The organism is Gordonia sp. NPDC003376, from assembly GCF_053589235.1.
The window spans coordinates 44,674-70,078 of the sequence record NZ_JBSFRM010000018.1 but is presented as its reverse complement, the minus strand read 5'-3'; the positions used below and the strand labels follow the sequence as shown (position 1 = coordinate 70,078).

The 25,405-nt window shown below is 68.4% G+C and carries 22 protein-coding genes and 1 pseudogene; 10 read left to right on the top strand and 13 right to left on the bottom strand.

Annotated elements, in window-relative coordinates; all coding sequences use genetic code 11:
• The first annotated feature begins 43 nt into the window (after positions 1–43).
• From ACWDUA_RS17675 to ACWDUA_RS17665, 3 genes and pseudogenes are all read left to right on the top strand, one after another.
• Complete coding sequence (locus ACWDUA_RS17675) at positions 44–352, top strand: hypothetical protein (RefSeq protein ID WP_449752304.1); 309 nt, start codon at positions 44–46, stop codon at positions 350–352.
• Entirely contained in the window at positions 349–1,092 is a 744-nt protein-coding gene (locus ACWDUA_RS17670) for a VOC family protein (RefSeq protein ID WP_449752303.1), read from the top strand. The genes ACWDUA_RS17675 and ACWDUA_RS17670 overlap by 4 nt, the downstream gene beginning before the upstream one ends.
• A gap of 80 nt (positions 1,093–1,172) precedes the next feature.
• A pseudogene (locus ACWDUA_RS17665) lies at positions 1,173–1,475 on the top strand (hypothetical protein); the annotation flags it as partial.
• A gap of 155 nt (positions 1,476–1,630) precedes the next feature.
• Here ACWDUA_RS17665 and ACWDUA_RS17660 read toward each other — a convergent pair.
• The 5 genes from ACWDUA_RS17660 to ACWDUA_RS17640 all read right to left on the bottom strand — a co-directional run bounded on the left by ACWDUA_RS17660 (position 1,631) and on the right by ACWDUA_RS17640 (position 8,698).
• Positions 1,631–2,938: a PucR family transcriptional regulator gene (locus ACWDUA_RS17660; protein WP_449752302.1), complete on the bottom strand. Its 1,308-nt coding sequence runs from the start codon at positions 2,936–2,938 to the stop codon at positions 1,631–1,633.
• Positions 2,935–4,362, bottom strand: a complete 1,428-nt coding sequence (locus tag ACWDUA_RS17655) for a phytoene desaturase family protein (protein ID WP_449752301.1) — start codon at positions 4,360–4,362, stop codon at positions 2,935–2,937. The genes ACWDUA_RS17660 and ACWDUA_RS17655 overlap by 4 nt, the downstream gene beginning before the upstream one ends.
• Complete coding sequence (locus ACWDUA_RS17650; RefSeq protein WP_449752300.1) at positions 4,359–6,203, bottom strand: DUF3556 domain-containing protein; 1,845 nt, start codon at positions 6,201–6,203, stop codon at positions 4,359–4,361. The genes ACWDUA_RS17655 and ACWDUA_RS17650 overlap by 4 nt, the downstream gene beginning before the upstream one ends.
• 137 nt (positions 6,204–6,340) lie before the next feature.
• The gene (locus ACWDUA_RS17645) at positions 6,341–7,816 is read right to left on the bottom strand and encodes a class I adenylate-forming enzyme family protein (protein ID WP_449752299.1); all 1,476 of its coding nucleotides are present in this window, start codon (positions 7,814–7,816) and stop codon (positions 6,341–6,343) included.
• Between the two features lie 174 nt (positions 7,817–7,990).
• Complete coding sequence (locus tag ACWDUA_RS17640) at positions 7,991–8,698, bottom strand: acetoacetate decarboxylase family protein (protein ID WP_449752298.1); 708 nt, start codon at positions 8,696–8,698, stop codon at positions 7,991–7,993.
• Positions 8,699–8,857: 159 nt separating this feature from the next.
• Here ACWDUA_RS17640 and ACWDUA_RS17635 point away from each other — a divergent pair, with 159 nt between their 5' ends.
• The 4 genes from ACWDUA_RS17635 (at position 8,858) to ACWDUA_RS17620 (ending at position 12,717) form a co-directional block, all read left to right on the top strand.
• Positions 8,858–9,316, top strand: a complete 459-nt coding sequence (locus tag ACWDUA_RS17635; protein WP_449752297.1) for a MaoC/PaaZ C-terminal domain-containing protein — start codon at positions 8,858–8,860, stop codon at positions 9,314–9,316.
• A gap of 82 nt (positions 9,317–9,398) precedes the next feature.
• A complete protein-coding gene (locus tag ACWDUA_RS17630; protein ID WP_449752296.1) occupies positions 9,399–9,833 on the top strand; it encodes a helix-turn-helix transcriptional regulator in 435 nt (144 codons plus the stop codon).
• Positions 9,834–9,852: 19 nt separating this feature from the next.
• Positions 9,853–10,263, top strand: coding sequence for a VOC family protein (locus tag ACWDUA_RS17625; RefSeq protein ID WP_449752295.1), 411 nt, complete (start codon positions 9,853–9,855; stop codon positions 10,261–10,263).
• 45 nt (positions 10,264–10,308) lie between these two features.
• Complete coding sequence (locus ACWDUA_RS17620) at positions 10,309–12,717, top strand: ATP-binding cassette domain-containing protein (RefSeq protein WP_449752294.1); 2,409 nt, start codon at positions 10,309–10,311, stop codon at positions 12,715–12,717.
• Between the two features lie 24 nt (positions 12,718–12,741).
• Here the strand turns inward: ACWDUA_RS17620 and ACWDUA_RS17615 are convergent, their stop codons facing one another.
• Together ACWDUA_RS17615 and ACWDUA_RS17610 are read right to left on the bottom strand one after the other, a co-directional pair.
• A complete protein-coding gene (locus ACWDUA_RS17615; RefSeq protein WP_449752293.1) occupies positions 12,742–13,257 on the bottom strand; it encodes an FKBP-type peptidyl-prolyl cis-trans isomerase in 516 nt (171 codons plus the stop codon).
• A gap of 83 nt (positions 13,258–13,340) precedes the next feature.
• The gene (locus tag ACWDUA_RS17610; RefSeq protein WP_449752292.1) at positions 13,341–14,375 is read right to left on the bottom strand and encodes an LLM class F420-dependent oxidoreductase; all 1,035 of its coding nucleotides are present in this window, start codon (positions 14,373–14,375) and stop codon (positions 13,341–13,343) included.
• Between the two features lie 180 nt (positions 14,376–14,555).
• Between ACWDUA_RS17610 and ACWDUA_RS17605 the strand changes: the two genes are divergently transcribed.
• Positions 14,556–15,146 carry a PadR family transcriptional regulator gene (locus ACWDUA_RS17605; RefSeq protein WP_449752291.1) on the top strand — a complete coding sequence of 197 codons (591 nt, stop codon included), beginning with the start codon at positions 14,556–14,558 and terminating at the stop codon, positions 15,144–15,146.
• 28 nt (positions 15,147–15,174) lie between these two features.
• Here the strand turns inward: ACWDUA_RS17605 and ACWDUA_RS17600 are convergent, their stop codons facing one another.
• Together ACWDUA_RS17600 and ACWDUA_RS17595 are read right to left on the bottom strand one after the other, a co-directional pair.
• Positions 15,175–15,579, bottom strand: a complete 405-nt coding sequence (locus ACWDUA_RS17600; protein WP_449752343.1) for a nuclear transport factor 2 family protein — start codon at positions 15,577–15,579, stop codon at positions 15,175–15,177.
• An 85-nt stretch (positions 15,580–15,664) separates the two neighbouring features.
• Positions 15,665–16,570, bottom strand: coding sequence for a LysR family transcriptional regulator (locus ACWDUA_RS17595; RefSeq protein ID WP_449752290.1), 906 nt, complete (start codon positions 16,568–16,570; stop codon positions 15,665–15,667).
• Positions 16,571–17,287: 717 nt separating this feature from the next.
• Between ACWDUA_RS17595 and ACWDUA_RS17590 the strand changes: the two genes are divergently transcribed.
• Together ACWDUA_RS17590 and ACWDUA_RS17585 are read left to right on the top strand one after the other, a co-directional pair.
• Positions 17,288–19,129, top strand: a complete 1,842-nt coding sequence (locus tag ACWDUA_RS17590) for an acyclic terpene utilization AtuA family protein (protein WP_449752289.1) — start codon at positions 17,288–17,290, stop codon at positions 19,127–19,129.
• Entirely contained in the window at positions 19,126–20,619 is a 1,494-nt protein-coding gene (locus ACWDUA_RS17585) for a CoA transferase (protein WP_449752288.1), read from the top strand. The genes ACWDUA_RS17590 and ACWDUA_RS17585 overlap by 4 nt, the downstream gene beginning before the upstream one ends.
• Here the strand turns inward: ACWDUA_RS17585 and ACWDUA_RS17580 are convergent.
• The 4 genes from ACWDUA_RS17580 to ACWDUA_RS17565 form a co-directional block, all read right to left on the bottom strand.
• Entirely contained in the window at positions 20,593–21,678 is a 1,086-nt protein-coding gene (locus ACWDUA_RS17580; protein ID WP_449752287.1) for a hypothetical protein, read from the bottom strand. The genes ACWDUA_RS17585 and ACWDUA_RS17580 overlap by 27 nt on opposite strands.
• Before the next feature lie 54 nt (positions 21,679–21,732).
• Positions 21,733–22,968, bottom strand: a complete 1,236-nt coding sequence (locus ACWDUA_RS17575) for an acyl-CoA dehydrogenase family protein (RefSeq protein WP_449752286.1) — start codon at positions 22,966–22,968, stop codon at positions 21,733–21,735.
• A gap of 62 nt (positions 22,969–23,030) precedes the next feature.
• Positions 23,031–23,972, bottom strand: coding sequence for a LysR substrate-binding domain-containing protein (locus ACWDUA_RS17570; RefSeq protein WP_449752285.1), 942 nt, complete (start codon positions 23,970–23,972; stop codon positions 23,031–23,033).
• 229 nt (positions 23,973–24,201) lie between these two features.
• Positions 24,202–25,194: an isopenicillin N synthase family dioxygenase gene (locus tag ACWDUA_RS17565; RefSeq protein ID WP_449752284.1), complete on the bottom strand. Its 993-nt coding sequence runs from the start codon at positions 25,192–25,194 to the stop codon at positions 24,202–24,204.
• Between the last annotated feature and the right edge of the window lie 211 nt (positions 25,195–25,405).

The following is a 25,405-nucleotide window of genomic DNA, read 5'->3' as shown; positions in this document are numbered from 1 at the left end:
TCGGGTATCACCCGTATCCGGATCCGAGAGTGCTGCACATCCCATGGCCACCTTCTCCGACGACGAACTCGAGGAGTTCTATCGCCGGATCGAGATCCTCACCGAACTGACGCCCGAGCGGCGCGCACCGCGCCGCGCGGTGCCGATCGTCGACTGCCCGACCCCGTACAAGGACGCCTTCGTCTCCGAGGCCGCGGCCCGCGAGGGTGTCGACCGGATCCGTCAGGCCGGCCGACGGGCACCCGACCTGCGGTGCTACCAGTGCCGGTGCGGCCGGTGGCACGTCACGAGTTCCCCACCTCGCGACGATCTCCCACGTCGCGTCGACCACCGCCGAGGACGTCGCCGATGACATCACGCCCGCCCCGAGTTCCCGACCGGCACCCGACCGCATCGGAATCGGATGCGGTGGCCGTGCTCGACCTCGTCACCGCCGACCCGGCCGGTTCGGCAAAGGCCTACCAGCAGCTGCTCGGTCATGTCACCGCCGACGCCGACATCCATGTCGGGAATGCGCGAATCCGGTTGCACGACAAGGAGTCGGACGATCCACACCGGGTCCTGTTCACGACCACCGACGCCGACGCGCACGTCCGATTGCTGCAACGACGCGGACTCGACCTGCACAACCGGCGGGTCGACGAATGGCATGCCCCGGACCTGCCGGTCGGCGTCATCACCCGCGCACCCGCGGCGCTGCCGGCCCGGGCTGACGACATCGCCGGTCTCGATCACCTCGTCTTCGAGAGCATCGACCGCGATCACGCCGTGGCCCTGTTCGGATCGACCCTCGGACTCGACTTCCGGCTCGACCGTCAGGTGTCGGCGGGATTGCGTCAGCTGTTCTTCCGGGCAGGCGATCTCGTCGTCGAGGTGGTCCTCGCCGACGGCGCACCGGCCACCGAGCCCATCTCGCTGTGGGGGATCGCCTGGCGCAGCCACGACGTGACGGCCACCCACCGTCGCCTCACCGATCTCGGTGTCGGGATCTCGGAGGTACGAACCGGCCGCAAACCCGGCACGGCCATCGCCACCGTGCACGACCCGCTGCTCGCCACCCGGACCGTGGTGATCGGGCCCCTGCCCGACTGACCGTTCGGCCGACCGCCGGTACCGGGAGTCGGGCCCGGCTGGGCTTGGACCATGATCGAACATATGATCTATCCATGGGGATGGCTCGGATCGGCGGCGACAGTGGACGACCGCACCGGCCGGCCTTCATCCGGGTCGGTCACCGGGCGGTGCAGATCGACCTCAATGCGCTGTATCCGCAGACCCCGCACCACAGCGGGACCTATCACCCCGACGGACTGCAGGTGCGCAAGATCGTCACCGGGGTGCTCACCGAATGGGCGTTGTCGGAGTGGGGCGAGTGGTACGGGAAGGTGACCTACACCCTCACCGCCCGCGACCGTCAGGAGTCGGTGACCCATTGGGTGCCCGGCTGGGCGCTGCGGCCCACCGATGTGCATCCCACCGACGGCAGTCGCAGATCCACCGACGGCAGTCGCAGATCCACCGACGGCAGTCGCAGATACACCGACGGCCGTCGCAGATACACCGATGGGCGACCGGACGATCCCCAATCACGGTCGCCGCAGCGCTGAACCGGGTCAGGGCTGAACCCGGGTCAGGCCGGAGTGCCGATGACCGCCGTCCCGAGGAGTTCACAGGCGGTCAGGGCGAGCGCGAGATCGAGGCGATCACGGTCGGGTGGTACCTCGGCGAGAGCCTTGCCGACGCGGTACTTGACCGTGTTGCGGTGCAGGTTGAGCTGGGCCGCGGTGTGGAGATGGCTGTCGCGGGTGGCGAAGAAGACCGCGAGCGTCTCGCGCAGCGTCGCCGCCGTGGGCGTGTCGTCGGCGAGCGGTCCCAGGATCTCGTGTGCCCAGGCCCGGGTCGCGTCGAGGTCCTGGGCGAGCATGGAGACCACCGCGATGCCGCGGTCGTCGAACCCCACCACCTGTCCGGTGACGCTGCCGGGCATCGACGCCACCGAGTACGCGGCGTATGCCTGCCGGTGCGACCGCCGGAACCCCGCGACTCCGTCGCCGGCGAGACCGATGGCCACCCGGACCCGGGTGTCGGATCCCGACGCCGACGGCAGCACGCCGCCGGGGATCTCGGGGACGCGTCCCGCGGCGAGCCGCCCGGATCGGACGCCGAACGGAATCCACAGCCACGCCGTCGTCCGGTCGATGGCGGTGATGATGGGCCGGGACTCGGCCCGGACGGCCACAGCGAGGTCGCGGGCCACCCGGTCGAGGAATCCCGCGTGACGCGGGTCGGTGGCATCGGTCCACACGATCGCGGCGAGGTGCCGCTGGGCGAGCCGGTAGCCCGTCTCGGATTCGAAGGCGTGGGGATCGGCGTCGGGGGAGTCCAGCAGCCGTCGGATCGCCGCCGCGGCCACATTGGCATCGGCACCGAGCCAGCGTCGGCGTTCGGTCTCGTATGCCTGGAACACATACCTGGTGATCCAGTCGATGTAGTCGAACATCACGTCGGAGATGTGTCGGGTCACCGCCATCGCGCGGTCCGCCGGTAGTCCCAGCTCCTCGATGATCGCGAAGCAGGTCATCATCACGCTGTTCTGGCCCAGGTGATAGGCGCGGACCAGCGAGTTCGACGGCACGTCGCGCTGGGCGAGTCGCAGCGCGTACTCGACCGCGGCCGTCGTCGGCTGAAGGTGGTCGATCGGGATGTCGTTGGCCAGCACGTGGATGATCGTGGACACGTTGCCCTGCACGCTCGCGTGCAACATCTCGACGAGGTTCGGATCGGAGTCCAGGTGGTCGATCTCCCGCGCCATCATTCCGGTGAGGTCGGTGACGATCTCCGGTTCACGCTCGCGCAGTCGTGTGGCGATCGCGGCGACCTGGTCCAGCAGTTCGGCACTCGCGGCCGCCGCCCCGGGATTCGGGGACATCGATGTCATGGCCACCTCCGTCGGTCGAGTCCGGCCAGCGCCGACCGCGCGGCGTGGTATCCACACAGGCCGTGGACGCCCGCGCCGGGCGGTGTCGCCTGGGAACAGAGATACACCCCGTCCACCCCGAGTGTGTAGGGGTTGTACGCCGGCCGCGGCCGGAAGATCATCTGCAGCCCGTCGTTGGCCCCGCCGATGATGTCGCCGTCGGCGAAGTTCGCGTTGTGTCGCTGCAGCTCGGTGGTGCCGGTGCTGTGTGTGGCGACGATGCGATCCCGGAAGCCGGGGGCGAACCGTTCGATCTGCGCGGTGATCACCCCGGTGGCGTCCCCGTCGAATCCGCGTGGCACATGGGCGTAGGCGTAGACCGGGTTGAGCCCGCCGTGGCTGCGGGAGGGGTCGGCGACGTACTGCTGTCCGAGGAGCACGAACGGGCGATCCACCATGACCCCGGCGGCGCGGCGGCGCTCGGTGTCGGCGATCTCGTCGAAGCCGCCGCCGAGGTGCACCGTGCCGGCCCGGGCGCAGGCCGGGTTGCGCCACGGGATGTCACCGTCGATCGCATAGTCCACCTTGTACGCCGACGAGCCGATCCGGTAGCGCCCCAGACCGCGGGCGATCCGGCCGGGCATGAGGTCGCCGTAGAGCGAGAGTGCCTGTGCGGGGGACAGATCGAGCAGTACCAGATCGGCGGACGGGAGGTCGTCACGGCTGCGTACCGGGGTACCGGTGACGATGGTGCCGCCGAGTTCGTGCAGGGCGGCGGCCGCCGCCGCGGTGATCGCCCCGGATCCGCCCTCGGCCACCGGCCACCCGTACCGATGTCCGCTCGCGGTGATCATCATGCCCAGCGATGCGGTCAGCGGCCGGTCCAGCCGGGTGAACGCATGTGCGGCGATCCCGCCGAACAGGGCACGCCCCTCGTCGGTGCGGAACCACCGTGCCATCACCGTCGCCGGTAGCATCGCCCGCGGCCCGAACGCCCCCAGCCGCAACGGATGTCGGGGAATGTGCACGATCGGCCGGAGCAGATCGGTGGCGAGGTCGTCGAAGCCGCCGACCAGATCACCGAAGGCCGCACGCCACCTCCGTCCGTCGGCGCCGAGTCCGGCGGCGGTCTCGGTGATCGACCGGTGGAGCAGTCCTGCCCGGCCGTCGTCGAGCGGATGGGCGCAATCGATCGGGGGGAGCAGCCACCGGAGTCCGTGGCGGTCGAGGTCGAACCCCTGCCAGAACGGGGAACCCACACCCAGCGGATGGAATGCCGAGCAGTGATCGTGGATGAGCCCGGGAACGGTGAGCTCCCCCGAGCGGGCGCCGCCACCCACCTCCTCCTGCGCCTCGAGCACCGTGACCTCGACCCCGCTACGGGCCAGGTGTAGGGCGGCGGCGAGCCCGTTGGGCCCGCCGCCGACGACGACCGCTGTGGTCATCGGGTTCCCTGTGCCGGGGTCGGGACAGCCGGGGTGGTGGTCGGGGTGGTGCCGGCGCCGTCGGGGTCGGCGACGATCCGATCGGTGGTGGCCATCGACCACTCGACGTCGACGGGGATCGGGCCGTTGGGCAGCCACGGCTGTTCGGCGACGGCATCGGCCACCCGGTAGGTGCCGGTCTCGATCACGCCGAGTGCCGCGTCGATCACCTTGTACCGCTGGGTGCCCTTGTGGATCGGCTGGGACTCGATCCACGCGATGGTGAATTCACCGGGTGCGAAATCACAGCGCCGCTGCAGGGCGGCGATGAGCCTCTCGTCGTGTAGGTGACCGTCGCCGAAGTTGAACGCCACCAACGAGTTACAGGAGAACTCCGCCTCGCGGAGGGTATAGGTGTCGATGTCCGGGCCGAGGTGACGCAGCATCAGCGAATACAGCCCGCGTCCCTGACTGTGCAGAGAACGCCACGCGAGCATCTGGTGCATCACCACGTCGGCCACCTCCGGGGTGTACATCGAGAGCAACTGGGTACGGGTGTTCTTTGATGACCGGACCACATGCCGGTCGAGTTTATCCTCGGCGCCGGGTGCGAAGGCCCAGGTGGCCGAAGCCCAGTTGCCCGCGTACTGACGCATCGACGGCAGGAACGACACCAGATCGGGGCGCAGGTTGCCCAGCACGGGGAAGAAGCACAGGCCGATCGTGATCGCGACCATCACCCACGGCATGGTGGTGTCGCTCAGCGCGTAGCCGTCCCAGGCGGGGTGGCCCCAGAACAGGAAGATCGTCGCGTAACCGAACAGCAGATTCCATTCCAGCGGCACGGCGAGCGGGAAGGTCGAGAAGATGAACAGGTGGAAGCCGACCATCAGGATCACCGCGGCCAGGGTCAGCCACTTGTTCGTGGAGAACAGCAGCACGAGCGGGGTGCCGATCTCGACGATGGTGCCCAGCACGTGGCCGATCCCCGACGCCAGGCGTGACGGCCGCATGTCGGTGGGGAAGTTGCGATAGTGGGCGCGCTTGATCGACCTGAACGGCAGCCACGGCGTGTTCGACAGCATCGGTGGGATCACCATCGAGAAGTGATGGCCCAGTTTGGAGACACCGGCGCCGACCCAGACCACGACGATGAGGAGTTTGAGCGCAAGGATCATGTCGACGAAGGGCAGGAACGCGAAGAAGATCACCGCGGGCAGGTACTGCTCGGAGCGGGCAGCGATGAAGATGACCTTGTCGCGTAGGCCGATCACCACCAGCAATGCGATCAGCGGGTACATCAGTGCCGGGTTCACCAGGCCGTGATCGTCGGCCGTCACCGCATCGAGCGACGAGGAGGCGACGCCGGGGAGTGCGAGTGCGACGACGAGGTTCACCAGCAGCGCCGCATACAGCACGACGTCGCCGACGGTTCGGGTGTCACCCGAGGTGAACGGCACCCGGGCGGGCCATGGCGGTAGCCGAATGGTGTTCGGCCGCAACCAGAACAGGAATCCTCCGGTCATCGGCTTGAAGTGACCGGCCAGTGGCCCCCAGGAGCCGCCGAGGCCGAGTGCCTCCAGCAGCATGGTCCACAGGACGGCCTTCTGGTAGACGATGGCCTGATCCCACCAGGCCCCGACGTCGAGGACGTTGAACCCGGAGGTGAACGTCGCAACACACAGTCCGCCGGCGACGAACAACAGGCCGCACTTGAGCAGATAGATGATGTGGATGAGTTTGGGTGTGCCGAAACCGTATTCGGCCCAGTGCAGGCCGAGGATGCGGATGCGTTCGAGGAACGGACGCGCCAGGAAGGTCTCGGGATCCACCGGTGGTGAATCGGGTGTGGTCAGTCCCATGGGATGTCCTTCGTGTCGTCGGGGAGGGGGACTACTGGTGGTGAGAATGTGGGCGAACGGATGTGGTCGTGTGCAACCGGAACGAAACCGGTCGTCGTACAGGACAGGCGAAAGGTCGGATGACCCGAAGGCCGTCGTCAGGAGTCGGACGGGACGAGATCGCGCCGCAGTCCGGGCTTGTCGATCTTGCCGACGGGGTTGCGTGGCAGGGACTCGACGACGTGAATCCGGCTGGGCCGCTTGCTCTTGGTGAGCAGGGGCTCGAGATGCGCGGTGAGAGTTGCGGTATCGGCGTCGGCGCCCGGGTAGGTCACCACGAAGGCCACCGGGACCTCCCCGTAGAGATCGTCGGGTGCGCCGACCACGGCGCATTCGAGGACGGCCGGATGGGCCGCCAGGGCGTTCTCGATCTCCTTGGGGTACAGGTTCTCTCCGCCCCGGATGATCATGTCCTTGATCCGGTCGACCAGGGTGAGATAGCCGTCGGCGTCGAGGCGCCCGACGTCGCCGGTGTGCAGCCATCCGTCGACGACGGTCTGCGCCGTGGCATCGGGCCGGTCGAGATAGCCGCACATCACGTTGGGTCCGGCGATCACGACCTCACCGATTCGTCCGGTCGGCACGTCGTCGCCGGCCACGTCGACGATGCGGATCTGCTGCCCGGGCAAGGCGGGGCCGACCGTGCCGAGTCTGCGAGGGCCGTGCAGGGGGTTGCAGGCCGATGCGCAGGTGCCCTCGGTGAGACCGTAGCCCTCGACGATCGGGATACCGAAGGTGTGCTCGACGCGGTCGAGCAGTTCCTTGGAGACCGGGGCGGCCCCGCAGATGGCGAACCGCAGTGAGTCGAGGTCCGGCGCGGCGCGGTCGGTGCCGGCATTCGCGACGAGCAGGGCGTAGATCGTGGGGACGGCGGAGAAGTAGGTCGGCCGCAGCCGTGCGACGTCGCCGAAGAACCGAGAGACCGAGAAGTGACCGGTCACGCTGATCTGGCCACCGGCCAGGATCGGTGCGAGCACACTGACGCAGATCGCGTTGACATGGAACAGGGGCAGGACCAGCAGGGCGTGATCGGTGGGCCCCATGTCGAAGTGCCGGGCCATCGTCGAGCCCATGTAGTGCAGGTTGGCGTGGGTCAGCCGAACACCTTTCGGCCGGCCGGTGGAGCCCGAGATGTAGATGAGCAGCGCGTCGGCGTCGGGCGCCGGACCGGCGGCGGGTGCCTGCCACCCATCGGTGGGCCGGTCGGTGAACTCGTCCACGTGCAGGTGGATCCGGTCGGGATCGGACCCGCCGGCGCTCGTGCCGACCACCACTCGCGCTCCGGCATCGGACAGCTGGTACTCGGCCTCGTCGTCGGTGAACGTGGGATTGACCGGGGTGGCGATCGCGTGCAGCCGCCAGGCCGCCATGAGTGTGATCAGCAGTTCGACGCGGTTGGGCAGGAAGGTGGCCACGACGTCGCCGCGACCGACCCCGAGGTGGTCGAGACGTTCGGCGCACGCCTCGACGCGTGCGGCGAAATCCCGGTAGGTCAGCTCGATCCGGTCGTCACGGACGCAGGGTGCCGACCCTCGGGCGGCGAGGTCCCAGGCGAAGTAGGAGGGGGAGATCACGGGCGTGCCTTTCGGTCTGTGTGATCCCAGACACTATGGACGACCTGTGTGATCTGATACGGCCTGGCGGGCCAGACTTTCGGGAGGCCGTTGTCCCCGGAGGACAAACGCCGAGCTCACCGCGCCGCGGTCGGCTCCACGTCCGTGTGACGGCGCGGGGTGGATGCCCCGGTGTCAGTCGTGGGAGACCTTGGTACCGAACAGGACGGCGGCGTCGGTGGCCGCGAGATCACCGATCCGGCGGCGGCCGCCGAGATATCCGAGCGGACCGTCGGGGGCGAACTCCCATGTGGCACGCAGGGTGCGCAGGTGCCCGACGATCCGGTTGGTGGAGTACGACCGCACCCCCCCGAGGACCTGCGCGGTGGGCAGCGGGACCTGGCGGGTCCCGGGCAGCACGCGTCGTCCGGGTCGGGCGGTCATCGACGCCACCGGCGCGCCGTCGATACGCATCACCGTGCGGACCGTCGGGCCGTCGGTGCCGCGTTCGAACTCGGCGAGATGTTTGGGGATTCCCCAGAGTTCGCGGCCACCGGTGCGGGAGTGCGGGCTCGTCACCCAGATGTGCGGGATGCTCACGCCCGCGCCATGGCGTACCGAGATGACCGGGAACGAGGTGAGCAACTCCTCGTACTGCAACACGCCGCCGTCGGTGTAGTGCACGAATGCCGCCACGACGACGATGTGCTTGCCGATCACGAGCGGACGCGAGCCCACCGGTACGACGTCGAGGGTGTCCGCCGGGAGTGCGGCGACCGGCACGAGGAACGCCGATGCGAGCAGGTCACCGCCCAGGTACCAGGGTTCAGGAGGGTAGGGCACACCGTCGGCACCGAGGTGCCAGTCGCGGTCGATCGAGACAGCACCGACGGTGCGTGCCATGTCTGTGTCCTTCCCCCCGAAAAAGGACTCCGACCGAGATCGCCGGGTCGGGGGTCTGGCAATCTCGATCGGAGCCAACCATGACATCGACGGCGCCGCGAGCGGCGTTACATCGAGTCGCCGAAGTCTAGCGCGTCAGGCGCGGAACAGGAGCCCACGATGGGAGAGATCATCTACGCGGACGACCTGCGGGTCGGTGAGGTCCACGATCTGGGTCCGCACACCGTCGGCGAGGCCGAACTCGTGGAATTCGCCTCCGCGTGGGATCCGCAGTCCTTTCACACCGACAGGGCCGAGGCCGAGGCGGGTGGCTTCCACGGGCTGATCGCGAGCGGGATCCACACCCTGGCGATTGCCCAGCGCCTGTCGGTGACGCAGGTGATCGACTCCTGGAGCGTGATCGCGGGACGTCGGCTACGCGAGATCACCTTCACCGCGCCGGTGCGGCCCGACGACACCCTCACCGGAACGTTCCGGATCGACGCGATCGACGTCGAGGAACGTCGGGGTCGTGCGCTGATCAGCTATGCGATCGACCTGCGCAACCAGCGGGGCATCGGTGTGATGCATGCAGACGTCGAGGCCTATGTCCGGACGCGGTCCGTGGCGACCGACTGAGGGCGGCGAGCCGACTCGCCGGGCAGACCCCGACAACTCCGATGGTGCCGGCCTGTCGGCCACCTGTGTCACCATGGCGGTCATGACGTCACGGGCCGACCCCGAGCAGCGACTCCGCGACCTGACGCGGCTGCGACGGGTCCGCGACCGGATCGACCGTGAGTACGCGCACCCCCTCGACGTCGAGGCACTCGCCCGGGGTGCGCACATGTCGGCCGGGCATCTGAGTCGAGAATTCAAGCGGGCCTACGGCGAAACGCCCTACTCGTACCTGATGACGCGGCGGATCGAGCGTGCGATGACGCTGCTGCGTCGCGGCGACCTGAGCGTCACCGATGTGTGCTTCGAGGTGGGCTGTTCCTCGCTGGGCACCTTCAGCACCCGCTTCACCGAGTTGGTCGGGATGTCCCCGCGTGAGTACCGGACGCGGGCCGCCGACGCCACCGCGGGCATCCCGGCATGCATCGCCAAACAGGTGACGCGACCGGTCAGGAATCGAGAAGTGAGGGCCGTGTGAGGCGGCTAGCGTGGACGGCATGACCATCACCATCCAGTACACCTTCCTGCCGCAGACCGATCCCGAGGCCGCGCTCGGCTTCTACCGGGACACCCTCGGATTCGAGGTCCGCAACGACGTCGGCTACGAGGGGATGCGGTGGCTGACCGTCGGTCCCGCCGACCAGCCCCAGACCTCGATCGTGCTGCATCCACCGGCCGTCGATCCCGGCATCACCGACACCGAACGGGAGACCATCCTCGAACTGATCGCCAAGGGCACGTACGGTGCCGCGCTCACGCTGTCCACCGACGACCTGCAAGGTCTGTTCGACCGGCTGCAGGCGTCCGGCGCCGACGTCGTGCAGGAACCGATGGACCAGCCGTACGGTGTGCGCGACTGCGCCTTCCGTGACCCCACCGGCAATCTGCTCCGCATCAACCAGTCCTGACCCCGCCGCCCGCCGATTCCCGTCCACACCCGACCCGGAGAAACCTTGAGCCGCACCGCGTCCCCGTCCACCCCACGCTCTGCCGCTGCACGTACCGACACCCCACATCCTGCCGACCTCCACGACACCATCCGGGTGCACGGCGCCCGTGAGAACAACCTGCGCGATGTCGACGTCGAGATCCCGAAGCGACGTCTCACCGTGTTCACCGGGGTGTCCGGATCGGGTAAGAGCTCGCTGGTGTTCGCCACCATCGCGGCCGAGTCACAGCGGATGATCAACGAGACCTACAGTGCCTTCGTACAGGGCTTCATGCCCAGTCTCGGGCGGCCCGACGTGGACGTCCTCGAGGGGCTGACCACCGCGATCATCGTCGACCAGGAACGGATGGGCGCGAATCCGCGCTCGACCGTGGGCACCGCCACCGACGCCAATGCCATGTTGCGAATCCTGTTCAGCCGGTTGGGAACCCCGCACATCGGTTCGCCGCAGGCGTTCTCGTTCAACGTCGCCTCGGTCAGCGGGGCCGGCGCGATCGAGGTGGAGCGGGGTGGCCGAAAGGTCAAGGAGCGCCGGGAGTTCGCCGTCACCGGTGGCATGTGCCCACGCTGTGAGGGCCGCGGTGACGTCTCCGACTTCGACCTCACCGCCCTCTACGACGCCGAGAAGTCGCTCAACGAGGGTGCCCTACTCATCCCCGGGTACACCATGGACGGCTGGTACGGCCGGATCTTCCGGGGCTGCGGCTTCTTCGACCCGGACAAACCGATCAGCAAGTTCACCAAGCGCCAGCTCGACGCCCTGCTCTACAAGGAACCGACCCGCATCCAGGTCGACGGCATCAACGTCACCTACGAGGGACTGATCCCCAAGATCGGAAAGTCGATGCTGTCGAAGGACCGTGAGGCGATGCAGCCCCACATCCGCGCCTTCGTCGACCGCGCCATCACCTTCACCACCTGCCCGGACTGCGACGGCACGAGGCTGTCGGAGGCGGCCCGGTCGTCGACGATCGCGGGCAAGAGCATCGCCGACGTCTGCGCCATGCAGATCACCGATCTGGCCGAGTGGGTCCGCGGACTCGACGAGCCCTCGGTGGCCCCACTGCTGACCTCACTCGGCGAACTGCTCGACTCGTTCGTCGAGATCGGCCTGGGGTATCTGTCGCTGGAGCGCCCGGCCGGCACGTTGTCGGGTGGGGAGTCACAGCGCACCAAGCTGATCCGACACCTCGGATCGTCGCTGACCGACGTCACCTATGTCTTCGACGAGCCCACCATCGGGCTGCATCCGCACGACATCGCCCGGATGAACGAGCTACTGCTGGCGTTGCGCGACAAGGGCAACACCGTGCTCGTCGTCGAACACAAGCCGGAGGCGATCGCAATCGCCGACCACGTCGTCGACCTCGGTCCCGGCGCCGGCGCCGGCGGTGGGCAGATCGTGTTCGAGGGCACCGTCGACCAGTTGCGTGGCGCCGACACGCTCACCGGCCGTCACCTCGACGACCGTGCCTCGCTGAAGGCCGAGGTGCGCACCCCCACCGGAACCCTCGAGGTGCGGGGCGCCGACACCCACAACCTCCGCGACGTCGACGTCGACATCCCGCTCGGGGTGCTCGTGGTCCTGACCGGGGTCGCCGGATCGGGTAAGAGTTCGCTGATCTCCGGGTCGGTGGCCGGACGGGACGGCGTGGTGTCGATCGACCAGGGCGCCATCAAGGGTTCGCGACGCAGCAATCCGGCGACCTACACCGGGCTGCTGGAACCCATCCGTAAGGCCTTCGCCAAGGCGAACGGTGTGAAACCTGCTCTGTTCAGTGCCAATTCGGCCGGGGCCTGCCCCAACTGCAAGGGTGCCGGGGTGGTGTACTCCGACCTCGCGATGATGGGCGGGGTGTCGTCGCCGTGCGAGGTCTGCGAGGGCAGGCGGTTCCAGGCAGAGGTACTCGAGTACACCTTCGGTGGGCGCAACATCGACGAGGTGCTGACCATGTCCGTGGCGGCGGCCGAGGAGTTCTTCGCCGACGGCGATGCGAAGGTGCCTGCGGCGCACAAGATCCTGCGGCGTCTCGCCGATGTGGGCCTCGGCTATCTGACCATCGGTCAGCCGTTGACCACATTGTCCGGCGGTGAACGGCAACGGCTGAAGCTCGCCGTCGAGATGGGGGAGAAGGGTGAGATCTACATCCTCGACGAACCCACCACCGGTCTGCATCTCGCCGACGTCGAGCAACTGCTGTCGCTGCTCGACCATCTCGTCGAGCAGGGCCGGTCGGTGATCGTGATCGAACACCACCAGGCGGTGATGGCCCACGCCGACTGGATCATCGACCTGGGTCCGGGTGCCGGCCACGACGGCGGGCGGGTGGTGTTCGAGGGCACCCCCGCCGAGTTGGTGGCCGACCGGCAGACACTCACCGGCCGTCACCTCGCCGACTATGTGGCCGGCTGACCGGGTCCGATCAGCCGGGTCCGATCAGCTGACGACGTCCTGGATCTCGATGACGAAGACGAGGGTGTCGCCGGCCTGGATACCGGCGGACGGCTGCCCGGAGGTGTACCCGTCGGCGGGGGCGATCGAGACCACGACGGTGGAACCGACCTTCTGACCGGCGATCGCCTTGCTGAACCCCGGGATCACGTTGCCCAGCGGAAACTCAACGGGCGTGCCGCGGCCATAGCTGCTGTCGAACTCCTGGCCGTCGCGCCCGTTGACGCCGAGGTAGTTGACGCGCACCGCCGCGGTGTCGGCGACCACGGCACCGCTTCCTTCGGCGAGGACATGCACCTGGGTCTCGGTGACCGTGTACGGCGTGGTCACCGCGATCTTCGGTGCGGTGTCGCCGCTGGGCGGGGTCACCGAGATACTCCCGGTCGCGCCCTTCGACTCCCACGTGTCGGCGGCCGATGTGTCGTCGGAACCGCACGCGGCGACCACGGTGACGAGGAACAGGGACACGAAGGCAGCGCACAGGCCGCGGTACAGACGCATGCGGTCACGCTAGCCGACGCGCCGACCGTCCCTCGCCGGTGGTGTCAGGGGTGCCGACGCCCCGGAGATCACGGCGTCGGGGTTCACGACACCAGCGTGGCCAGCTGCTCGACCTCGGCGACACTGCCCGGCGAGACCAGCATGGTGGACACCCCGGCCCGTTCCCAGACGCCGATCTGCTCACGAACATGGTCGAGATCGCCGACGATCGCCGAGTCGTCGACCACCTCATCCGGGATGATCGAGGCGGCCTCGTCCTTACGACCCGAGCGGAACAGTGCGGTCACGTCGTCGACCACCTCCGAGTAGCCCATCCGACGGTAGACCTCGGCGTGGAAGTTGGTGTCCTCGCTGCCCATTCCGCCCATGTACAGCGCCAGGAACGGCTTGATGGCGGCATAGCTGGCGTCGCGGTCGTCGGTGATGACGATCTGTGCGGCCGCACAGATCTCGAAGTCCTCGCGGCTGCGTCGGGCACCGGGCCTGGCGAATCCCTCGTCGAGCCACTCGTTGTAGGTGTCGGCCAGGCGCGGGGTGTAGAACAGCGGCAGCCAGCCGTCGGCGATCTCGGCGGCGAGGGCGATGTTCTTGGGGCCTTCGGCGCCGAGCATCACCGGGATGTCGGAGCGCAACGGGTGGGTGATGGCCTTGAGGGGTTTCCCCAGGCCGGTGCTCCCGGGGCCGTCATAGGGCAGCGGGTAGTGCGGGCCCGCACTGGTGACCGGGGCCTCACGTGCCCACACCTGCCGCATGATGTCGATGTATTCACGGGTGCGCGCAAGGGGTTTCGGGAACCTCTGCCCGTACCAGCCTTCGACGACCTGTGGGCCGGACACGCCGAGTCCCACGATGTGGCGTCCGCCGGACAGGTGATCGAGGGTCAGCGCGGCCATGGCGCAGGCGGTGGGTGTGCGCGCCGACAACTGCAGCACCGACGTCCCGAGTCGGACACGTTCGGTGGACGACCCCCACCACGCGAGCGGGGTGTAGGCGTCCGAGCCCCACGCCTCGGCGGTGAAGATGCTGTCGAATCCGCTCGCCTCCGCGGCGGCGACGAGCTCGCGGTGCGCCGGGTTCGGGCCGGCACCCCAATATCCCAGTTGCAGACCGAGTTTCACTGAACGTCCCTTCGTCGACGGAGTGGGGTGAGGGTGTGGGTGCCGAGGTCACGGCACGTGTACTGGTAACCGAACCTATCCCGTCGGTGCACCGGTCACAACCCCCAACATAGTCATATCCATGACTGATGGCGTGGCTAGAATGGTTCAGACCGTGACCACTGTGCGAAAGGGGGCCCGATGGCTCTGCGTCACGCCATCCTGGCCGAGCTGCTCGACGACGCCGGCGCGTCGGGATACCGGCTGACGAAGACCTTCGACGTCGCCGTGGCCAGCTACTGGTACGCCACCCCGCAGCAGCTGTACGCCGAGCTCACCCGGCTGGAGGCGGAAGGGCTGATCAGTGGACGCGAAGTGGTCCAGGAGCGCCGCCCCACCAAGCGGGTGTACACGCTGACCGACGCCGGCCGCAACGTGCTCGAAGGCTTCGTCGAGACGACGTCGCGCCCGACGTTCATGCGCGACGACCTGCTGGTGAAGGTGCGCGCCTGCGACATCGGCGAGGTCCCGGCCCTGATCGACGACCTCCGTGCACGGTCGCAGCAGGCGCTGGCCAAGGCCGAGTTCATCGAGGGCCTGCTCGCCAAACTGCGTGGCGACATGTCCGAGGACCGGTTCCTCGCCGAGAGTCCGCACATCGGGCCATATCTGACCGGCCTCCGGGGAATCGCCTACGAGCGGGAGAACGCGGCGTGGTGCCGTCGGGCCGCCGACGTCCTCACCGCGCGTGCCGACGGGCGACCCGCGACCGATCCACCGGCGTCGGCCTGAGGGCCCGTCGGCCGGCGAACGACTGCGGCTACTCGACGCCGAGTTCGGTCGCCACCTCGGCCTTGATCTGCTCGAACTGCGCACCCATCGCCGCGGCGAGTGCGTTCGCCCCCGACAGCGGTCGCACCATCACCATGAAGTCGTCGATCCGGCCCTCGTCGTCGAGGTGCAGGAAGTCGCACCCGGTCACGGACTTGTCGCCGACCTTCGCCTCGAACACCAGCGCATGATCGCGTCCCTCCGGATCGCCGATCTCGCGGATGTAGCGGAAGTCGCTGAACACCCGCAACACGCCGCGCAGGATCGCCGCCGTCATGGGCTTGCCCTCGTACGGACCGAACGCCACCGGGCTGGTGAACACGACGTCGTCGGCCAGCAGGTCGGCCATCGCCTGCGCATCATGGTTCTCGACGGCCTCGCGGAATGCACGCATCAGATCCCCTTTAGTCATGGATTTGAGTATTGGACCCCACCCTAGGATGACCGCGCCCTGGTGTCCAGGGAATCGGTGTGTGGGCTCAGCGTGGAGCGGGCATGTCACACACCAGGTCGACCAGATCGGCGACGAGGGGTTCAGCGGCGGCGCGGCGTTCGCGCCACACGGCCACGGTGCTGATGTGGGCACGGGTCTTCTCCAGTGGGATCACCTGGACCGGTTCTCCCTGGAACATCCGGCTGACCACACCCTCGCCGAGGGTCACGAGTGCGAACGCCTGTCCCGTCGCCACCAGGTGGGCGAGTCCGGCGAAGTTGCCGTCGCTCAACGTGATCCGCTTGTGCACGCCACTGCGTTCGAGGAGGGCGTCGAGGTTGCGGTAGATCTCGGGGGCGGCGTCGTGGTTGATCGAGGCGAACGGGATGTCAGCGAGGTCGGCGAGCGAGATCGACCGCGGCGAGCCGGTGACAAGGCTTGATGCGACCGCCGCACCCACCGGCTGACGATCGAGCATCACGCTGCCGAGGCCCTCGCCTCCCGCCGGTCCGTGCACCAGGGCGAGGTCGATCTCGCCTGCCCGGAGATCACGGAGCAACGGAGCGGTGCTCGCCGGAACGAGCCGCGGTCGGATGTCGGGATATGACTCGGCCAGCGCATCGAGCAGACGATCCCGCAATGCCGGGGTCACTTCGGGGGCGATGCCGATGACGGCCTGTCGGTCGGACTGCTCGTTCGCCGCGGACACGACGGCCGGAAGTCCGTCCACCTGGTCGAGGATGTCGACCGCACGTGGCAGCAGGGCCCGACCCGCATCGGTCAGGTCGATCCGTCGGTGCGCCCGGACGAACAACTCGGTGCCGAATTCGCGCTCCAGGTCTTTGATCCGCTGACTCAGCGGCGACGCCGCCATGTGCAGACGCGCCGCGGCCCGGCTGAAGCTGCGCTCCTCGGCCACGGCGACGAAGTATCGGAGATGGAGCAGATCCACGCCGCTCAGCGTATGCCACACGCCAGGTCGACCCCCGTGTGGTCGACGGCCGGTTGCTGATTGAGCCGGGACCGAGCATCGCGAGGACCCGTGTCGAAATCTCTGCAGCCTGCATTGGGTGCGTGACCACCTCGGGGGTGGCGGCGTCGGCGAGCCCGGCCGGCGGGGGTTTCGACTCGTCTCGTCGCTACGCTCCTCGTCGGCTCAACCATCAATGGCCACACGATGATTGAGCCGGGACCGAGCATCGCGAGGACCCGTGTCGAAATCTCTGTAGCCTGCGTCGGGTGGTGACCACCTCCGGGGTGGCGGCGTCGAGGAGCCCGGCCGGTGGAGGTTTCGACGTCTCTTGTCGTGGTCCGGTTGCTGATTGAGCCGGGACCGAGCATCGCGAGGACCCGTGTCGAAATCTCTGTAGCCTGCGTCGGGTGGTGACCACCTCGGAGGTCGCGGCGTCGAGGAGCCCGGCCGGCGGAGGTTTCGACTCGTCTCGTCGCTACGCTCCTCGTCGGCTCAACCACCAATGGCCACACGCTGATTGGGCCGGGACCGAGCATCGCGAGGACCCGTGTCGAAATCTCCGCAGCGAGGGCTGGGTGTCAGGTGTCGATGACCACTGCGGTCATCGACGTGTTCGCGGATCGGTCGTGGTGCGCGTGGTCATCCACCGATAGCGTCGGACTCGAACCACTCGCCGGCGACCGAAAGGAAGAACCGATGACCCGCGCACCGATCAGGATCGCCAACTTCTCCGGATATCTGGGGGATCGGCGTACCGCCATCGACGAGGCGCTCGCCGGTGACCCGGTGGACGTACTCATGGGCGACTACCTCGCCGAGATCACCCTCGCCTCGCTGTCGGCGGCCTACCACCGTGACCCGAGCCGCGGATACGTCGAGTATTTCGTACGCCAGCTTCGTCCCCATCTGGCGACCATCGCCGAACGCGGGATCAAGGTGGTGACCAACGCGGGCGGATTCCATCCGGCACGGCTGGCAGAGGTGTTGCGCGCCGAGATCGTCACCGCCGGGGTGGATCTGCACGTCGCCCACATCGAGGGCGACAACGTCCTCACCGACCTCGAACGACTCCAGTCCGAAGGCCATGTCTTCGACAACCTGGACAGCGGTGCGCCACTGAGCAGCTGGACCGCCACGCCGATCGCCGCCAACGCCTACCTGGGCGGATGGGGAATCACCGAGGCCCTGCACGCAGGCGCCGACATCGTCGTCTGCGGACGTGTCACCGACGCATCGCTCACCGTCGGCCCGGCAGCGTGGTGGCATGGCTGGTCCACCGATGACTGGGACGCCCTTGCGGGGGCTGTCGTCGCCGGCCATATCATCGAGTGCGGACCCCACGCGGTGGGCGGCAACTTCTCCGGCTTCCTCGACATCCCCCACCGCACGGTGCCGGGCTTCCCGATCGGCGAGATCGCCGCCGACGGCACGTGTGTCATCACCAAACATGCCCGCGATGGGGGTGCGGTCACCGCCGACACCGTCACCGCGCAGTTGGTCTACGAGATCCAGGGCCCGGTCTATCTGAATTCCGACGTCACCGTGCGGCTGGACCACGTTCGCGTGGACGAGGTCGGACCGGACCGGGTGGCGGTCACCGGAGCCGCGGGTGCGCCCCCACCTTCCACCACCAAGGTCGCACTGTTCGGCCAGGTCGGCTTCAGTGTGGTCAACACGGTGTTCGTGACCGCACCTCACGTCGAGGAGAAGATCGCGCTGATCCGCGATCAGCTCGTCCGGGAACTGCCCGATGGTGTCGACGTCGACCTGACTCCGATCGGTACCGCCGCCGACGATCCCGAATCGCAGTGGGCGGCGACCGTCGCGCTGCGGGTGATGGCGACCGCCGACGACGCCGAGACACTCACGTCGGCGCACGTCGGCGCTGCGCTCGGCAGCCTCTACCTGCAAGGAATCCCGGGATACTTCCATGACGGTGCGGCCGGCCTGCACTCGGCGCCGCAGCCTCGGATCGACTACTGGCCCGGTCTGCTCGACCAGACCGCAGTCGAACACCGGGCGGTGTTCGCCGGCGGCAACTCGCTGCCCGCGCCGGTTCCGGCCACCGCACCGGTGATCGCGCAGCCGGTCCACCCGGAGCCTCGCGAGGCTCCGTTGTCGGATCGGGTCACCCGCGTCCCGCTCGGAACCCTGGTGCACGCCCGTAGCGGTGACAAGGGCGGCAATTCCAATGTCGGTGTGTGGACGCCGGATCCGCGTGCATGGCTGTGGTTGCGGAGGTTCCTGACCACCGACGAGGTCCGGCGACTGCTGCCGGAGACCAAAGACCTCGACATCGTCCGACACGAGTTCCCGGACCTGCGCGCCATCCACTTCGTGTTCAAGGGACTGCTCGGCACCGGCGGATCGTCGAATCTACGTATCGACCAGGTGGGCAAGGCGATCGGGGAGTACCTGCGCTCTCGGCAGGTCTTGATCCCCGACGATCTCCTCGGCACCGCCGACCCCGAACTCGGCACCGCCGGGCCCGCAACCGCCGGTGTACCCGGACACACCGACACGGAGGCCGCGCAGTGACCGCCCTGACCGAGCGACTCCGGCACGCCGTCGCCAACCCCGCGACCGACGACACCTTCGATCCCACAACCGAACTCGGCGACGTCCTCGCCGGAATCGGCATGACAGCCGCCGACACCGGCGGTGCGATCGACTTCATCGGCGCCGACCCGGTGGTGCCGAGCACCATGCGGCTCGGCGGTGCGTCGGCGATAGCGCTGGCCGCCAAGTCCGCAGCCGTCGCGAAACTGTGGCGGATGCGCGGTGGCGCCGGTCAGGATATCGCGGTGGATCTCCGCAGCGCACCACATCGGTTGTGTCCCTTCTACGACGCGCGCTGGGAACTGCTCAACGGCTATCCCTGCGGGTCGCCCGCGAACGCGTCGAATGCCCTCGGATTCCGGTTCTATCGGACCGGCGACGACCGCTGGGTCATGCCGCTCAACCTCTATCCGAAGATCAAGATCGCCGCGCAACGTCTGCTCGGGGTACCCGAGGACACGCGGGCGGTGACCGAGGCCATCGGGACCTGGAAGGGCCGCGAACTCGAGGCCGCGGGTGCCGAGGCGGGTGTGGTGATGCCGATGCTGCGCACCACTTCGGAGTTGATCGACGAGCACCACTACCGCGATGTTCTCGCGGACATGCCGCTGATCGAGATCACCCGTATCGGCGACGGCGACCCGATCCCGCTGCCCGCGGGCGCCGAGCAACCCCTCGACGGAATCCGTGCGCTGGGAATGGGCCACGTGATCGCCGGCGCCGGCGCCGGCCGGGCCCTGGCGCTGCACGGCGCCGACGTGCTCAACCTCTGGCGCCCCAACGAACTCGAACACGACGCCACCTACGTCACCGCGAACGTCGGCGTGCGCTCGTCCACGATCGATCCCTACCTGCCCGACGGTGCCGAACGCATCGGGGCGCTGCTGCGTGACGCCGATGTCTTCTACGCCAACCGCCGACCCGGCTACCTGACCAAGATCGGGCTCGGGCCGGAGGTTTCGGCCGGTCATCGCGGGATCGTCTACGCCACAGCATCATTGAACGGTGAGACCGGTCCGTGGTCGGGCCGTGTCGGATTCGACCAGACCGCGGGCAGCCTGGCCGGCCTGATGCTGCGCGAAGGCGGGGGTGACCAGCCTGCGCTGCCACCGATTCTCGTCGTCAACGACTACATCGTGTCGTGGTTGATGACGGCCGGGATCGCCGAGGCCCTGGCCCGGCGCGCCGAGGTCGGCGGCAGTTACCGCGTCCACGTCTCGCTGACCCGGGTCGCGCTCTGGATCGCCGCTCTGGGCGTCTTCGACCGCGACTACGCCCACGAGATCGCCGGCACCGACTCCGGCGGGGGAGCACACCGCTACCTCGATCCCGAGACCTTCACCGCCGACACCCCACTCGGCACGTACCAGGGCGTGACCGACCAGGTCCGGATGTCGGGCACCCCGGGCCGCTACCGCACCGTCCTCGTCCCGCGTGGGTCGTCACGCCCGGAGTGGTTGCCGCGCTGATCCGCCATGATCGGTGTCGGGCACGGTGAGCAGTTCCGAGTCGCGCAGCTGCTGCCACGCCAGCAGTACCGCCGACAGCTGCTCTACCGAATGGCGACCCAATCCGCACTCGGTTCCATATCCGAACCGGGGAAGGAACTCCGCGGCGATCCGCGCCCGCTGCGTGGCACCGTCGGCGCCGTCCTCGGCATGGACGAGTCCCAGATGGAACTCGGTGTCATCCTCGAGGGCGAGGTCACGCAGTGGTCGCCAATGGGCCCGCCGGGTCCAGGTCGCGACGGTGGCGGCGTGGAAGGCGTCGATGCGCCGGCTGACATGACGCGACAACCCGTTGGCGAGGACCACGATGGCCGACGCGTCGCGAGGCAGGATGTGTCGCCCACCGCGGGCTGCGGCTGCCGCATCCGGTGGATCCCCCATGAACGGTGACGCCCCGAACTTCGAATCGCCGTAGCAGAGGTGAAAGGTCAGTTCGGCCGCCTCGTCCACCCAGTCTCCGAGGCGTGCCGTCGCCGTGAAGATCGCCTCGTGCCCTGCATAGGGGTTGGCGAACCAGCCTTCGATGGTCGCGAGTTCGGTGGGGAGGTCCCACTGTACGGCCAGGTCGCGCGCCGGGATCACCTCCTGCAGTGCCACCACCGACTCCCGGAGTGCGTCTTCGTAGGCGGTGGCCACCTCCACCTGGGAATCGCCGTCGACAAAGGAGTTCACCGCGTTGAACGGGGTCGGGATCGACACCAGGAACCGGGAATCCGCCGCCAGGCGTCCCGCATCACGTGCGCGGACGAATGACCGGTACGAGTCGGCGGCGGTGGTGTGGTAGTCGACCGGACCGAAGACGACCGAGGTCCCGGGACGCACGCGTGCGCGACCGTCCGTGACGTCGAGGGTCGGATTCGCGAGGAAGTGACCGGCCTGCGTCAGCACCCAGTTGGCTCGGTCGCCGGGTTCGCCGTCGGGCACACGTGTCACACCCGGTTGGAGATGTTCGCCGACGAGATCGAAGGCGGCGTCCACATCGGGGACGTTGATGCTGCCGGTGAGGTAGAAACCGGTCATCGAGATCTCAACTTTCGGTCGGTGGAAGGTTTGGTGGAATTGCGGGCCGGACGGTCAGAGCAGCAGGCCATGGCGCGGCGGGAAGGTGCCACGCAGAGTGTGATTGCCGAGATGGACGTACTTCCAGCGTGCGGGATCGTGCAGTGAATGGGTCCGCACATTGCGCCAGTGCCGGTCGAGCCCATACCGGCGGTCGGTCGCCGACGCCCCGGCGAGTTCGAGTACGCCGCCGGCGATCTCGACAGCGAATTCCTGTGCCAGCGCCTTGGCCGCGGCGACGGTCAAGGATGCTGATGCCGCCGACTCCCGGGACAGTGGTTGCTCGCCGATCGCGTGGTCGATCAGCGCGGTGCCGCTCTGCAGGACGGCCTCCAGCGCGTACAGTCGTGCGGTGAGTTCGCCGATCCGGCGGACGACGTGCGGTTCGTCGGCGGCGCTGTCGACTCCCGCCTCGAACCAGGGCCGGCTGCGAGTTGCGATGAATCGGGCGCCGTCCTCCAATGCGGCACGGGCGATCCCGATGTCGACGGCAGCGTGCAGGGCCTGGTCGAAGGCGCCGAGAACGGTCGGGGCCGCGGTGTACGGATCGGGGTCGGTGCCTTCGTCGATCACCCGCTCGTCGACGACGACCACCGACTCGAACTGCACACGGCCACTGGCGGTTCCGCGCTGCCCGAATCCGGTCCATGCCTCGAGATCCAGGGTGACCCCCGCTGCATCGGGCCGCACGAACACCGTGGCTCCGCGTGCGGGCCCGTCGTCGTCGATCCGTGCTGCGACGGCGATCCACCTGGCTCCGAGGACCCCGGTGGCGTAGAACTTGGTGCCGTCGAGCTGCCACCGCCCGTCGGTGTCGCGGCGGATGGTGGTCGTGCGCTCGACTGCGGTACGGGTTCCGCGTTCGGTCGAGGCGTTGCCGAGTTGGGCACCGCCGAGCACTGCGGCGTAGATCTCCGGGGCGGGTGCAGTGTTCCCCAGTCCACGGATCGCGGCATTGATCACATAGTGCGACAACAGCAATTGGCCGACCGCCGAGTCGGCGCGCGACAGCTCACGGAGAACCTCGACGGCCGTCGACGGTGGGAGGTCGGGACCGCCGTACTCGGCGGGCACCAGGATTCCGAGGAGCCCCGAGCGGGCGACGACGGTCAGCGCCTCGGTCGGGAGGGTGCCGTCGAGTTCGCGTCGTAGGGCACCGTCGGTGATCTCGCCGGCCACGGCGTCGGTAACGGAACGTACGTCATCGACGGTGAAAAGTACAGGGACAGTGTTTATCTCGATAGACGTCAACGGCTTCTCCTTGGTCGGTCGCAGCCGAGGCTATCGGTGTCCACCCCTCCGGCGGGGCGGCGTCAAGCAACTCCCGCGGGGTGTTCAGGAAGTCTGGAAGCCCGCGCCGCGCCCGCGCTCTGCAGCAACCCGACGAGGATCGCCACCGGACTCTTCGGAGCGGGAACCGCGGGAGTGGCGACGGCGATCCGCCGCGATGGTCGCGGACCCGCGATCGGGCGGATCGTGACGTCGTCGCGCACCGACTGCATGGCCAGCGTCGGGACCAGCGAGATGCCCAGCCCGGCGGCCACCATCGCCTGCACCGTGGCGTAGTCCTGGGATTCGAACGACACATCAGGGATGAAACCCGCTGTGTCGCAAGCTCGTCGGAAGACCTGTGCGTCGGGACACCGACCGGTGGCCGAACTGACGATCCACTGTTCGCCGGCGAGGGCACGGAGTGGGATCGCGGTGCTCGCCGCGAGCCGGTGTGAGCGGGGGAGCACCGCGAGGAACTCGTCGTCGCACACCGGTGCGGTCACGACGCCGCGATAGAACGGACCGGTACCGGCGACCTCGGTGACCACGCAGGCGTCGGCATCACCATCGGTGAGCAGGGCGATCCCGTCGTCCGGATCCGCGACGAGGATCTGCACGTCCACGTCGGGGATCGCCCGGCGTAGACGCACCAGGGAGGGCGGGACGATGGTCGACGCCGCGCTCGAGAACGCCGCGAGGCGGACCGGCCGTGCGTCGGCGCAGGCGGCACGTTCGAGGTCGCGTTCGGTCTCGGTGATCTGATCGAGCAGATCGGGGACGTGCCGGAGCAGCCGTTGTCCGACCGATGTCAGCCGTACTCCGTTCGGAGTCCGGATGAACAGGTCATGCCCCAGATCCCGCTCGAGGGCGGTGACCTGTTGGGAGACCGCCGAAGTCGTGTATGCGGTCGCCGTCGCCGCCGCGCTCATCGAGCCGCGCCTGGCCACCTCGGCGAACACCGTCAACTTGCGAACGTCGAACATCCGCCGACCGTAGAGACCACACCGTTCGTCGACCAGCCTTGTACGCAGCACGCGGGAAATACTCCGCGGGTCGTGAAGGGGTGGATCCGCTGGATCACGGGGTGCCCCCGATGGCGGGATTCTCGATGCCGGGATGTCGTCGACAGGGGTGTCCGTCGCCCGGCCGGCGACGTCGGCCCGCGCGGTCAGCGGTCCGGGCTCCCCTCGGCCGGGTCGAGGACGTCGGTGGTCAGTACGCCGACGCCGGTCCCGCCGGCACGATCCCGTGGTGGCGTTCGGCGACGTCGGGGTGCGCGCGGGTCCGCGACTTCCAGGCGTTCTCGCCGTAGGTGTGGAAGATCGGGTTGTCCGGGTCGGTCTCCACACCGCGGGACAGGGCGGCGAGTTCGGCGGGCAGATCGATGATCGGTATCCGTGCGTCGAGCGCCGGGTTGAAGAAGAACGGGATCGACACCCGGTCGGTCCCGGGTGCCGGGGCCAGCACGCGATGCCGCGTGGCACGCAGGTAGCCGCCGGTCGCGACCTCGAGCAGCTCACCGATGTTGACGATGAACGCCCCCTCGACCGGTGGCGCGTCGATCCAGTCGCCGTCGAGGGTCTCCACCTGCAGTCCTGCCGAACCCGGCTCGACGAGGAGCAGCGTGAGCACCCCGGAGTCCTTGTGCGCCCCCACTCCCTGCTCGCTGTCGGCGGTCCCGGGATAGCGCACCACCTTCATCAACGTCGCCGGCCGATCGGCGAAGGCTGCGTCGAAGTGGTCGGCGGGTGCACCGAGCGACTGCGCCCACAGCCGCAGCAGTCGCACTCCCACCTCGCCGCAGGCATCGATCCACGACTCGAACACCTCCCGGAATCCGGCGGGCTCACCCGGCCACAGATTCGGTCCCTGCAGGTTCCAGTAGCCCTCGGCGTCGTCGATCACCGGTCGGTCCGGGCCGATGTCGATCTGTTCGCGCCAGTCGACCTGACCGTTGGTCAGTTCGCCCCCGAGTCGGGAGTAGCCGCGGAACTGTGGGCTCCCGAGCTGGCTGATCGTGTTCTTCTGCTCGTCCGGCAGGGCGAAGAACTCGCGGGCCAGGGTCAGGACGGCGGCGATCCGGTCGGCGGGGATTCCGTGTCCGACCAGGTAGAAGAACCCGTGCTGATGGGCCGCCTCCCGTAGGGCGGTGCGGAAGGTGTCCGGATCGGTGTCGGCGTCGGCGAGGTCCAGGATCGGCAGCATGACTCCATGCTGGCACCGCGTCGCGCACCCGGACCAGCCCGTGCAGACTTTCTTCACAGGGTGAGCGGAATCCGCACAGCCGCGGGTGTGGCTCACCTGACCTGCACAGTTGTCCGGTGATTCACAATCGTGCAGACGCGACGACGGTCGTGGCGGCCGGTCGTGGGAGACTACTACCTCGAATCCGATGTCCCGACAACCCTGTGAGGCG

Excerpts from the sequence above, each read along its gene's own strand:
- ACWDUA_RS17670 (WP_449752303.1), top strand. The coding sequence starts at position 349 with ATGACATCACGCCCGCCCCGAGTTCCCGACCGGCACCCGACCGCATCG.
- ACWDUA_RS17570 (WP_449752285.1), bottom strand. The coding sequence starts at position 23,972 with ATGTTCGACGTTCGCAAGTTGACGGTGTTCGCCGAGGTGGCCAGGCGC.
- ACWDUA_RS17600 (WP_449752343.1), bottom strand. The coding sequence starts at position 15,579 with ATGCGTGCATTCCGCGAGGCCGTCGAGAACCATGATGCGCAGGCGATG.
- ACWDUA_RS17580 (WP_449752287.1), bottom strand. The coding sequence starts at position 21,678 with ATGACCGGTTTCTACCTCACCGGCAGCATCAACGTCCCCGATGTGGAC.
- ACWDUA_RS17640 (WP_449752298.1), bottom strand. The coding sequence starts at position 8,698 with ATGGCACGCACCGTCGGTGCTGTCTCGATCGACCGCGACTGGCACCTC.
- ACWDUA_RS17590 (WP_449752289.1), top strand. The coding sequence starts at position 17,288 with ATGACCCGCGCACCGATCAGGATCGCCAACTTCTCCGGATATCTGGGG.
- ACWDUA_RS17655 (WP_449752301.1), bottom strand. The coding sequence starts at position 4,362 with ATGACCACAGCGGTCGTCGTCGGCGGCGGGCCCAACGGGCTCGCCGCC.
- ACWDUA_RS17630 (WP_449752296.1), top strand. The coding sequence starts at position 9,399 with ATGACGTCACGGGCCGACCCCGAGCAGCGACTCCGCGACCTGACGCGG.
- ACWDUA_RS17605 (WP_449752291.1), top strand. The coding sequence starts at position 14,556 with ATGGCTCTGCGTCACGCCATCCTGGCCGAGCTGCTCGACGACGCCGGC.
- ACWDUA_RS17625 (WP_449752295.1), top strand. The coding sequence starts at position 9,853 with ATGACCATCACCATCCAGTACACCTTCCTGCCGCAGACCGATCCCGAG.
- ACWDUA_RS17615 (WP_449752293.1), bottom strand. The coding sequence starts at position 13,257 with ATGCGTCTGTACCGCGGCCTGTGCGCTGCCTTCGTGTCCCTGTTCCTC.
- ACWDUA_RS17565 (WP_449752284.1), bottom strand. The coding sequence starts at position 25,194 with ATGCTGCCGATCCTGGACCTCGCCGACGCCGACACCGATCCGGACACC.
- ACWDUA_RS17650 (WP_449752300.1), bottom strand. The coding sequence starts at position 6,203 with ATGGGACTGACCACACCCGATTCACCACCGGTGGATCCCGAGACCTTC.
- ACWDUA_RS17660 (WP_449752302.1), bottom strand. The coding sequence starts at position 2,938 with ATGACATCGATGTCCCCGAATCCCGGGGCGGCGGCCGCGAGTGCCGAA.
- ACWDUA_RS17635 (WP_449752297.1), top strand. The coding sequence starts at position 8,858 with ATGGGAGAGATCATCTACGCGGACGACCTGCGGGTCGGTGAGGTCCAC.
- ACWDUA_RS17675 (WP_449752304.1), top strand. The coding sequence starts at position 44 with ATGGCCACCTTCTCCGACGACGAACTCGAGGAGTTCTATCGCCGGATC.